The 10,061-nt window shown below is 69.9% G+C and carries 10 protein-coding genes; 8 read left to right on the forward strand and 2 right to left on the reverse strand.

Annotated elements, in window-relative coordinates:
* Positions 1 to 1,227, reverse strand: a 1,227-nt coding sequence (locus G6030_RS05830) for an AI-2E family transporter (protein WP_182642482.1), incomplete at its 3' end; no start/stop codon positions are given.
* Between the two features lie 153 nt (positions 1,228 to 1,380).
* Between G6030_RS05830 and G6030_RS05835 the strand changes: the two genes are divergently transcribed.
* The 4 genes from G6030_RS05835 (at position 1,381) to G6030_RS05850 (ending at position 5,443) form a co-directional block, all read left to right on the forward strand.
* A complete protein-coding gene (locus G6030_RS05835) occupies positions 1,381 to 3,645 on the forward strand; it encodes a catalase (RefSeq protein WP_182642483.1) in 2,265 nt (754 codons plus the stop codon).
* Between the two features lie 88 nt (positions 3,646 to 3,733).
* Positions 3,734 to 4,279, forward strand: a complete 546-nt coding sequence (locus G6030_RS05840; protein ID WP_182642484.1) for a polyketide cyclase — start codon at positions 3,734 to 3,736, stop codon at positions 4,277 to 4,279.
* Complete coding sequence (locus tag G6030_RS05845; RefSeq protein WP_061228640.1) at positions 4,266 to 5,153, forward strand: alpha/beta fold hydrolase; 888 nt, start codon at positions 4,266 to 4,268, stop codon at positions 5,151 to 5,153. The genes G6030_RS05840 and G6030_RS05845 overlap by 14 nt, the downstream gene beginning before the upstream one ends.
* Positions 5,154 to 5,203: 50 nt before the next feature.
* Positions 5,204 to 5,443, forward strand: coding sequence for a zinc-ribbon domain-containing protein (locus G6030_RS05850; protein ID WP_061228629.1), 240 nt, complete (start codon positions 5,204 to 5,206; stop codon positions 5,441 to 5,443).
* Between the two features lie 9 nt (positions 5,444 to 5,452).
* On the opposite strand, the gene G6030_RS05855 is transcribed toward G6030_RS05850, so the two are convergent.
* The gene (locus G6030_RS05855; RefSeq protein WP_182642485.1) at positions 5,453 to 6,907 is read right to left on the reverse strand and encodes an MFS transporter; all 1,455 of its coding nucleotides are present in this window, start codon (positions 6,905 to 6,907) and stop codon (positions 5,453 to 5,455) included.
* A 172-nt stretch (positions 6,908 to 7,079) separates the two neighbouring features.
* Between G6030_RS05855 and G6030_RS05860 the strand changes: the two genes are divergently transcribed.
* From G6030_RS05860 to G6030_RS05875, 4 genes are all read left to right on the forward strand, one after another.
* On the forward strand, positions 7,080 to 7,607 hold the full coding sequence (locus tag G6030_RS05860; RefSeq protein WP_067715492.1) for a hypothetical protein: 528 nt from the start codon (positions 7,080 to 7,082) through the stop codon (positions 7,605 to 7,607).
* Positions 7,608 to 7,915: 308 nt separating this feature from the next.
* Positions 7,916 to 9,139 carry a tyrosine-type recombinase/integrase gene (locus tag G6030_RS16850; RefSeq protein WP_347238591.1) on the forward strand — a complete coding sequence of 408 codons (1,224 nt, stop codon included), beginning with the start codon at positions 7,916 to 7,918 and terminating at the stop codon, positions 9,137 to 9,139.
* Complete coding sequence (locus G6030_RS05870; RefSeq protein WP_182642486.1) at positions 9,136 to 9,471, forward strand: helix-turn-helix transcriptional regulator; 336 nt, start codon at positions 9,136 to 9,138, stop codon at positions 9,469 to 9,471. Before G6030_RS16850 ends, G6030_RS05870 begins: the two co-directional genes overlap by 4 nt.
* Before the next feature lie 23 nt (positions 9,472 to 9,494).
* A complete protein-coding gene (locus tag G6030_RS05875; protein ID WP_182642487.1) occupies positions 9,495 to 10,037 on the forward strand; it encodes a hypothetical protein in 543 nt (180 codons plus the stop codon).
* The last annotated feature ends 24 nt before the right edge of the window (positions 10,038 to 10,061 follow it).

The following is a 10,061-nucleotide window of genomic DNA, read 5'->3' on the forward strand; positions in this document are numbered from 1 at the left end:
ATGCCCGGCCGGTCCCGCGGGGTCGCCGGAGTCGGCGGGACGACCGCGCGGGCCGGGCTCGTCGTGGCCCTCGTCGTCGTGTCCGTCTTCGTGGCCCTCGCGGTCCGGCCCCGACACCTCGTCCACCTCCGGCACCAGGCCCGGCCCCGGGCCACCACCGTCGGCGCCGCCATCCCCCCGCGCGGCGAGGTACCGCACGATCGTGTTGGCCATCGCGGTCACCGGCACCGCGAACAACGCCCCGACGATGCCGAACAGGTACGTGCCGGCCGTGACCACGAGGATCACCGCCAGCGGGTGCAGCGCCACGGCGTGCCCCATGAGGATCGGCTGCAGCACGTGCGACTCGAGCTGGTGGACGACCACGACGATCGCCAGCATCGCGATCGCTATGGCCGGCCCCCGCTCGACCAGCGCCAAGACCGTCGGCACCAGGCCCGCGACGAGCGTGCCCACGATCGGCACGAACGACGCGAGGAACACCACCACGACGATCGGGATCACGAACGGCACCCGCAGCAGCGCCGCACCGATGCCGACACCCGCAGCGTTGATCGCGGCCACCGTGAGCTGCGTCCGCGTGTACGCGCCCAGGCTGCCCCAGCCGTGGCGGAACGCCGAGTCGACATGCTCGCGGCTCGCGCGCGGCAGCCAGCGCACGAAGAACTCCCACAGCTTCTCGCCGTGGTACAGGAAGAAGAAGAGCGCCACCAGGCAGATGAGCACCCCGGCCACCGCGTCGACGGCGGTGTGCCCGAACTGGACGGCGCCGGCCGCCACCGCCTCCGAGTGGGACTCGATCCACGCCCGCGCCTGCCCCACCGCCTCCTGCAGTCGGTCGGCCGTGAGGTGCAGCGGCCCCTCCTCGAGCCACCGCAATGCCGCGTCGGTGCCGGACGAGATCTGCTCCCGCATCCGGGGCACGCCGGTGGCCAGCTGGGTGGTGACCGCCGCGAGCGCGGTCAGGATGACGGCCAGGACCCCGACGACGACGACGAGGACCGCCGCCGCACGCGGGACCCGCTGCGGGATCCGGTCCACGAGGGGTCTGAGCATGGCCGCGAGCAGGACCGCGATCGCGAGGGGCGCGATGATCACCGACAGCCGACCGATCGCCTGCCCGAGCAGCCAGCCACCGCCCGCGATGAGGAGCAGACACGCGGACCACGCCGCCGCCAATACGACCGGGTACGGGAGGTGTTCGCGCGCGACCGGGGGCGGTGTCATGTTCTGAGAATAGGCGCGGGTGAAGGTTTTCTCCCCGTGTTCGAGCGGTTGCGTCGTGCGCAGACGGGGGCAGAATCGCGCCCACGGTTCCCCCCGCTGCACTGCGGGGGCCTGCAGTCCTGGACGTCCGATTCCACCCCGAGAAGGAGCGCCATGCCCGACAAGAGGTCAGATTCCAAGTCCGCCGCCCGGTCCGCCGCCGAGAAGATCGTCGACAAGGCCGAGGAACTCGCCGACGACCTGGTCGGCAGCGCCGACGTCGTCCCGGGTACGCCCGGCTCGCGGCCCCCGACCGTCGACGAGCCCACCGAGCCCACCAGCCCGCTGCCGCCCAAGGCGGATCAGAAGGGCGCCACCCCGTACGGCCCGACCGGCGCCGAGCCGCCCGGCTCCGTCACCGCCCGCGAGGAGGTCATGCGCCAGCAGGGCGCCTTCCTCACCACCGCGCAGGGCGCCCGCCTGTCGGACACCGACCACTCGCAGAAGGCCGGCCGCCGTGGCCCCGTCCTGCTCCAGGACCATCACCTGCGCGAGAAGATCATGCACTTCGACCACGAGCGCATCCCGGAGCGCGCGGTCCACGCCCGTGGGGCCGGTGCGCACGGGACGTTCGTGGCCAACGGCGCCGCAGCGAGCGTCTGCAAGGCCGGCGTCTTTGCCGAGGGTAAGGAGACCGAGGTCTTCGTCCGCTTCTCCACCGTGCTCGGCAACCGCGGATCCGCCGACACGGTCCGCGACACCCGCGGGTTCGCGACCAAGTTCTACACCGACGAGGGCACCTGGGACCTGGTCGGCAACAACATCCCGGTGTTCTTCATCCAGGACGCGATCAAGTTCCCCGACGTCGTCCACGCCGCCAAGCCGCACCCGGATCGCGAGATCCCGCAGGCCCAGAGCGCGCACGACACCTTCTGGGACTTCGTCTCCCTGCACACCGAGGCGCAGCACCACACCCTGTGGAACATGTCCGACCGCGGAATCCCGCGCTCGTACCGGATGATGGAGGGCTTCGGCGTCCACACGTTCCGGCTCATCAATGACGCCGGCGAGACGAGCCTGGTGAAGTTCCACTGGAAGCCCCACCTGGGCGTCCACTCGCAGGTGTGGGAGGAAGCCCAGATCACCGCCGGCATGGACCCGGACTTCCACCGCCGCGACCTTGCCGACGCGATCGAGTCCGGCGCGTTCCCGAGCTGGGACCTGGGCATCCAGGTCTTCCCGGACACGGTCGACGAGAACGGTGTCAGCGAGATGTTCCACGGCATCGACCTGCTCGACCCGACCAAGATCGTCCCCGAGGAGCTCGCGCCGGTGCAGGTCATCGGCACGATGACGCTCAACGCGAACGTCAAGAACTTCTTCGCGGAGACCGAGCAGGTCGCGTTCCACCCCGGCCACCTCGTGCCGGGCATCGACGTCACCAACGACCCGCTCCTGCAGGGCCGACTGTTCTCGTACCTGGACACCCAGCTCACCCGGCTGGGCGGGCCGAACTTCGGCCAGATCCCCATCAACCGCCCCCACGCCCCTGTCAACGACATGCTCCGCGACGGCTTCCACCAGTCCGCCGACCACGTGGGAGTGGCCCCGTACCAGCCCAACAGCCTCGACGGTGGGTGCCCGTTCATGGCGGGCACGACCGACGGTGCGCTGGTGGAGGTGGCGCAGCAGATCGCCGACGCGCAGGTCGTCCGCGACGCTCCGGCAACGTTCGACGATCACTACTCGCAGGCGACGCTGTTCTACACCAGCCTCACCGAGGTGGAAAAGGCGCACGTCGCCGAGGCGTACACCTTCGAGCTGGGCAAGTGCTACGAGGAGGCCATCAAGATCCGGCAGGTCGAGCAGCTCGCGCACATCGACCATGACCTCGCCGTCACCGTCGCGTCGGGGCTGGGGCTGCCCGCGCCCGCGAAGGTGCCCGTGGCCGAGGTCGTCACCAGCCCGGCCCTGTCCCAGATCGGCAAGGAGTGGCCATCCGACGGGCGCCAGATCGGCATCCTCGTCACGGAGAACTCCGACGTCGCCGCGGTCAAGGAACTCGAACAGGCCGTGTTCGACGACGACATGGTCCCGCTCGTGATCGGCCCGGTCGGCGGCAGGCTGGGCGAGGGCGAGCCCGACGCGACGGTCGCGATCTCGCGGACCTATCAGACGCAGCGGTCCATCGAGTTCGATGCCCTCGTCGTCGTCGACCTCCCCGCCCACCCGCGGACCGACGTGCTCATCAGCGAGATGTACCGACACAAGAAGGCCATCGCCACCCTGGCGCCCATCGACCGGTACGTCGACTTCGGGCTGACGTCGGACACGCCGGGCGTGGTCACCGTGGACGCGGCGGCCGGCGTGCTGCCCGCGCTCAAGCCGCTGCTGGCCACCCACCGGGCGTGGGAGCGGCCCGACCCCGCCCGCATCTGACGCAGGGCACGGAGCAGTAGCCGGACGCCGTGGGTCGGGGATCGCGAGAGGTCCCCGACCCGCGGCGTGCGCGGGTAGCGTCTCGGCCATGAGCGACCACCCCGCCACCCGTGAGGCCTCCGCCCGCGAGAGTCCTGCCGGCCTCCGCCTCGAGGCGCGGCGGGTGATCACGGCTCCGGCAGACCGCGTGTTCGCCGTGCTGTGCGATCCGGACGGCCACGTGGCGATCGACTCCTCGGGGATGCTCCAGGCAGCCGAAGGATCGGTGGTCACCGCCGAGGGCGACCGGTTCGTCGTCCACATGGACCGCGAGTCCCTCGGCGACTACGACATGGGCGAGTACGACGTCACGGTGATCATCACCCGGTTCGAGCCCGACGCCGAGATCGCCTGGACCATCGACGGGGCCATCAGACCCCCGATCGGGCACACCTACGGCTACCGCCTGATCCCGCTGGGCGATGGCGACGACACCGAGGGGGCGCGTACCGAGGTCGTCAGCTACTACGACTGGTCCGACGCGCACCCGAAGTGGCGCGACTCGGGAGTACTGCCGGTGCTGGACGCATCGGCGCTCAAGGCGACGCTCGGAATTCTCGACCGGGCGGTCAGGAGGGGATATGTCCGCGGCTGATCCGAATGCCCACCGGCCGGACCTGTGGTTCTCCCGCGACGGTATGGAGCTGCGCGCGGTGGACTCCGGGCCCGCCGACGGCGAGGCGATCGTCCTGCTCCACGGGTTCCCGCAACGCACCTCCAGCTGGGACCTCGTGTCTCCGCTCCTGCACGCGGCCGGGTACCGCACCCTGGCGCTGGACCAGCGCGGGTACTGCGAGTCCGCCCGCCCCCGTGGTCGGCGCGCGTACCGGCTGTCGGAACTGGTGGGGGACGTCCTCGCGCTGCTCGACGCCGCCGGCCTGCCCGACGCCCACGTGGTGGGTCACGACTGGGGCGCCGCCGTGGCGTGGGGTGTCGCCGGGGCGCACCCCGACCGCTTCCGCAGTCTCACCGCCGTGTCGGTCCCCCACCCCGCCGCCTTCCTCAAGGCCATGGTCGCCTCCGACCAGCTGCTGCGATCCTGGTACATCGGGCTCTTCCAGCTGCCGTTCCTGCCGGAGCGACTGCTCACCTCGGCCGGCCCGCGGCCCGAGAAGGCCCTGGCCGGGATGGGTATGACGCCCGAGATGATCGAGCGCTACCGGCGTGAGATGGTCGCCGCCGGCGCGATCCCCGGGGGACTCGGCTGGTACCGGGCCCTGCCCTTCGCCCCACCGTCCCGCTCGACCGCGGCGGTCCGTGTGCCCACCACCTTCGTGTGGAGTGACCGCGACCCGGCCCTGGGCCGCGGGGGCGCCGAGCGGACCCGCCACCACGTGGACGCCGACTACCGGTTCGTCGAGATGAGCGGGGTCAGTCACTGGATCCCCGACGAGCGGCCGGCAGAGCTGGCCGATGCAATCGTGGCCCGCGCCCGGTCGACCGCGGACGGCTCGGGTCCCGGGTCCTGAACTCCACCGCACCGGGTGCGCGCGGCCCGGTGCGGTGTCACGCTGGGCCGATGTTCTTCATCTTCGGTTTCAAGAACTCGTCCCGGAACCTCGGGCTGGCCCGGGCCACGTGCCCGAACTGCGGCAACGTCGCCGCACAGCGGGTCGACCGTCGGAAGCGAGCGTTCTCCCTGTTCTTCATCCCCATCATCCCGCTGGGGTCGTCGTACACGGCCACGTGCACGGCGTGCGGCATCACCACCAAGATCGACCGGTCGCGGGCCGACGGGATCCTGTCCGGCGCGTACTGATCCGGCCGCTCAGCTCTCCCGCGCCGGCACCGCTGGGGCCGTGGCATTGTCCTCCCACGGTGGCGGGATCGTGGCGGCGACCGCCGCGGCAAGGAGGGTCGCGCCGCAGCCGAACATCAGACCGACCCGGAATCCGGTCTCGGTGGGGACAAACAGCCCCTCGAAGTCCATGGACATCTGGGTGAGCAGCACGCCGAGCACCGCGGCAGAGGTCGTGGTGCCGATGGAGCGCATGAGCGTGTTGACGCTGTTGGCCGAGCCCATCTCGGAGGTGGGGACCGAGGCCATGATCAGCGCGGGCATCGCACCGTAGGCCAGCCCCACACCGCCGCTCACCACGATGCCGACGGTCATCACACCCCAGGTCGATCCCATGAGGAACAACCCGGACGCATAGCCGACCGCGACCACCAGCGCTCCCAGGATGAGCGTGGTCTTGGGGCCGCGGGTGCCGATGAGTCTCCCGCTGAGTGGGGAGACCGCCATCATCGCCAGCCCGCCGGGCGCGCTCCACAACCCCATGGCTACCATCGACTGGCCCAACCCGTGTCCGGTCTCGACCGGGAGCTGAAGAATCTGGGGCATGATCAGCAGCTGCGCATAGAGGCCCATGCCGATGGTCACCGAGGCGATGTTGGTCATCAGGACGGGGCGACGGGCGGCAACCCGCAGGTCCACGATCGGTGACGGGTGCCGGAGGACCCACAGCGCCCATCCGGGCAGCGAGACCGCGGTGAGCGCCAGCAGGCCGAGGGTCAACGGGGCGCCCCAGCCCCAGTCGGCGCCCTTGGACACCGCGAGCAGCAGCGAGATGAGAGCGATCGCGAGCCCCACCGCGCCGACGACGTCGAGCGTGCCGTCCGGTTTGGCGGCCGGCAGCGTCCGGAGACGCACCGTCATCATCACGATGATCGCCACGCCCAGGGCCCCGGACCCCCAGAACATCCACTGCCATGAACCGTATTGCGCCAGGGCGGCCGCCGCCGGGAGCCCGAGCGCCCCTCCCACTCCGAGCGACGAACTCATCAGACTGATCGCCGGTGCGAGTCGACGCGCCGGGAGGATCTCGCGCATCGTGGCGATGCCGATGGGGATCACACCGATTCCCACGCCCTGCAGGGCGCGCCCGATGAGCATCGGCCACAGCGAGGTGGCCAGTGCGCACAGCACCGAGCCGACGACCATGACCGCCGTGCAACCGATGAGCACGTACTTCTTCGGATAGAGGTCTCCCAGTCGTCCCATGAGCGGACCGGCCACCGCTCCGGCGAGCAGCGTGATGGTGACGACCCAGGAGGCGTTGACCGCGGAGGTGTTGAGAATCGCCGGCAGCATGCCCAGCAGCGGGATGACCAGCGTCTGACTGAGGGACATGACGATGCCGCCGAAGGCGAGGACCGCGATGAGACCGTTCTCGTCCGACCGGACGGTGTCGGCGTCCCCACCGCGCGTTCGTGCCATCATCCCGTGTCCTTCCGACCGAGGCTCGCTTCCGGAGCCTCTCGTCGGACATTACAGACAGGTGTCGAACGGGTTCTCGTTCCGGGCACGGCCACCGTGTTCGACATGGCGGTCCGACGTGGCGGAATCCTCGCCCACTATTGTCTGCCGCTGTCCGCAGTGCGACGATGAGCGGGTGGACACCACCGGCTCGACCCGGCGGATCACCCGCCGGCCCACCGTCTCCGTGGGGGCGTTCCTCGCCGCCACGGCCGTCGCACTGACCGCCGCCGTCACGGCCCCGGCCACCGCGAACGCCCAGGACTCCTCCGAGGCCATCCCGCGACTGTTCCCCGCTCCCGACCGCGTGATCGCCGTGGGCGGCTCACCCACGGGGCTGTGCGCGGGCGCGATCTCCACCACGCTCGACGGCGACGGGTACCCGGACACGGCGTCCGTCGCCTGGGCCTTCGCCATCGCCGGGGTGGGTCCGTGCAACCTCACCGCCACCCTCTCGTGGCGCAACCTCGACACCGGGGCCACCGGGGAGAAGATCGCGCAGGTCCCGTTCCCGCGGATCTCGACGGGCATCCCCGATCCGATCTCCCACCCCTACGAGGCGCAGATCTCCACCGGCCCGGGCCGGGTCGAATACCGACTCACCACCACCGGCGGGGCCGTCGCCGGGCCGATCGTCGTGGAGACGGTCGCCTACGACGGCTGACGACGCCGGGGGCGCGCAGCACCCGGACCGGGCAGCCGCTCCGGGCCAGCATCGTGTCGGTTGCCAAACCGGTTCCAGTAGCGGACGTGAGCATCTCCGGATGTGCACTCACCAGCGGAATTAGAAGTGCCGCTAAGTTATCTTATGACAAGCTGACGATGCCGAGTTGTAGATTCCGCGAACTCGACCCCTCCCCGAACTGCCCCTCGCCCGTAGTGCCCGACAGCCCGCGTGACCTGCGCGTGAACACGTGCCGGACCAGCGCTTCGGCCCTTGCCACGCCGTGACCGTCGGCCGATGACGGGATGGTGGGCGGCGCTGCTACCTGCGGCCTCTTGTGGCGATTCGCATTTCATGCGACACTTTCGCACAACACGCGAGCCATTTTTGGGCGGTGCGAGATGTCGCAGCAGGATCTTCCTCCAGGGTCGGCGCGGTTGCAGCTGGCCGACGGTATCGCTGTCCTGCGGCCGGAAGCCTCGGTGTTCGAGGCGATGGTCACCGGGTGGTCCCGTCAGCAGCTGGCACGAAACCTGTCTGCCGGCACGGTGGCGGCGCGGGTGGCCACGATCAGGCGGTTCCGGGACTTCTGCGATGCCGACGGCCCCTGGGCCTGGACGGCGACGATGGCTGATGACTGGATCACCGAACTGCGCGGGATCCACGGCGTCGCGCACAGCACGGTCCTGAGCTATCAAGGTGCGCTGCGGCACTTCATGGACTACCTGCTCGACCCGGCCTACGAGTGGGCCGAGCAATGCCAGGACCGGTTCGCCACGCATCCCGTACAGATCATTACCGAGGCCAACTCGGCCCGCCACGTCCACGAGGGCCCCGGCGACCCACGCAAACGGGCGTACACCACCGACGAACTGCAGGACCTGTGCGATACCGCGGACGAGCAGGTCACCCGCCGCTATGAGGTCGGCACGAAGGGAGCGATGGTGGCGCTGCGAACCGCCACGATCACCAAGGTCGCCTACGCCTGGGGGCTGCGCCGCAACGAAGTACGCATGCTGGACCTGACAGACTTCGGACCGAATCCGCGGGCACGGCAGTTCGGCCGATTCGGGGTCTGCTACGTCCGATACGGCAAGCCCGGCAAAGGATCCCCCGCCAAACGACGCGGCGTACTGACCGTCCCGGAGACCGCGTGGGTGATCGACTGCCTCGAGCAGTGGATCGACCAGGGGCGCCCCAGTTTCGACCGCACCACCGGGACCGCATTATTTCCAACCGAACGATCCGAACGGATTTCGAACGGGGCACTGTCCCACAGCTTCGCCGACCTCTGTGACACAGCCGGCCTGACCGACCCCGGACTGGACTTTCACTCCCTGCGCCGCAGCTACGTCACGCTGCTGGTCGAGTCCGGCTACGACACCCGCTTCATCCAAGAACAGGTCGGACACGAGTACGCCTCGACCACCTCGCTCTACACCTTCGTCTCCCCCGACTACCGCAGCCGCGTCGTGGCCGCCGCCCTACGCGCCGCAGCTGACCGTCTGCCCGAAAGGACGACCGAGACATGAAGCACCGGATCGCCTACCAGTGGCGACTACGCCAAGTCATGACCGCCCGGGACATGCACAACCTGTCTGACCTGATCACCCCGCTACACGAGGTCGGCATCGAGCTCTCCGCCTCGCAGCTCTACCGCCTACTCGGACGCACCCCGGACCGGCTGCCCCTGGCCCTACTCGGCGCCCTGTGCCACGTTCTGGACTGCAGCGTCGAAGATCTCTGCGACTTCCGGGTCGACACCGCACCCTCGCGGCGAACCGCCACCGACGCCTCCCCCGCAACTGATGGGCCGCTGCGCCCGAAACGGGCCCACATCCACCGACCCGGCCCACCGGCGTAAACGGCACCCCAGGTGGCACCCCCATGGCTGACACATCGAAGTACCACTGCACACGGTGCGACGACGAACGCCAGCATCGCGGCGTGCGTTGGCCCGAGGGCTTCGTCTGCCGCCGTTGCTACCAACAGGCCACCCGCCGACGCGGAACGTGTCCGCGCTGCCTGACGCCGGATCGACTGCTACCCGGCCTCGCCGACGATGAGGCCATCTGCACCGACTGCGCAGGAATCGACGACCCCCGACTGACCTGCACCCGCTGCGGCGATCAAGACGAACCCCACCGCCGAGGACTCTGCGCCCGATGCTGCCTCACCGACGACCTGACCGCCCTGCTCACCACCGCCGACACCGGACTGGTCTCGACCGAGCTGCGACCACTACTCGACGCGCTGACCAGCCAGGACCATCCCCGCAGTGCGCTCATCTGGCTGCGCAATCCCGACGTTCGCCAGCTCTTGGACGGGTTCGCGCAACACCTCGTGCCCATCAGTCACGACACCTTCGCCCACTACCCCGCTGAACGCACCGCACGTCATCTACGGGACCTTGAAGCGCCCCGGGTTTGATGGAGACATCGATTACCCGGGAAG

The sequence above is a fragment of the Dietzia sp. E1 genome, from assembly GCF_014145015.1.
GTDB lineage: Bacteria > Actinomycetota > Actinomycetes > Mycobacteriales > Mycobacteriaceae > Dietzia > Dietzia cinnamea_A.

Bases quoted from the DNA above. Each gene is read 5' to 3' on its own strand.
- G6030_RS05835 (WP_182642483.1), top strand. From the start codon at position 1,381: ATGCCCGACAAGAGGTCAGATTCCAAGTCCGCCGCCCGGTCCGCCGCC.
- G6030_RS05840 (WP_182642484.1), top strand. From the start codon at position 3,734: ATGAGCGACCACCCCGCCACCCGTGAGGCCTCCGCCCGCGAGAGTCCT.
- G6030_RS05845 (WP_061228640.1), top strand. From the start codon at position 4,266: ATGTCCGCGGCTGATCCGAATGCCCACCGGCCGGACCTGTGGTTCTCC.
- G6030_RS05850 (WP_061228629.1), top strand. From the start codon at position 5,204: ATGTTCTTCATCTTCGGTTTCAAGAACTCGTCCCGGAACCTCGGGCTG.
- G6030_RS05855 (WP_182642485.1), bottom strand. From the start codon at position 6,907: ATGATGGCACGAACGCGCGGTGGGGACGCCGACACCGTCCGGTCGGAC.
- G6030_RS05870 (WP_182642486.1), top strand. From the start codon at position 9,136: ATGAAGCACCGGATCGCCTACCAGTGGCGACTACGCCAAGTCATGACC.
- G6030_RS05875 (WP_182642487.1), top strand. From the start codon at position 9,495: ATGGCTGACACATCGAAGTACCACTGCACACGGTGCGACGACGAACGC.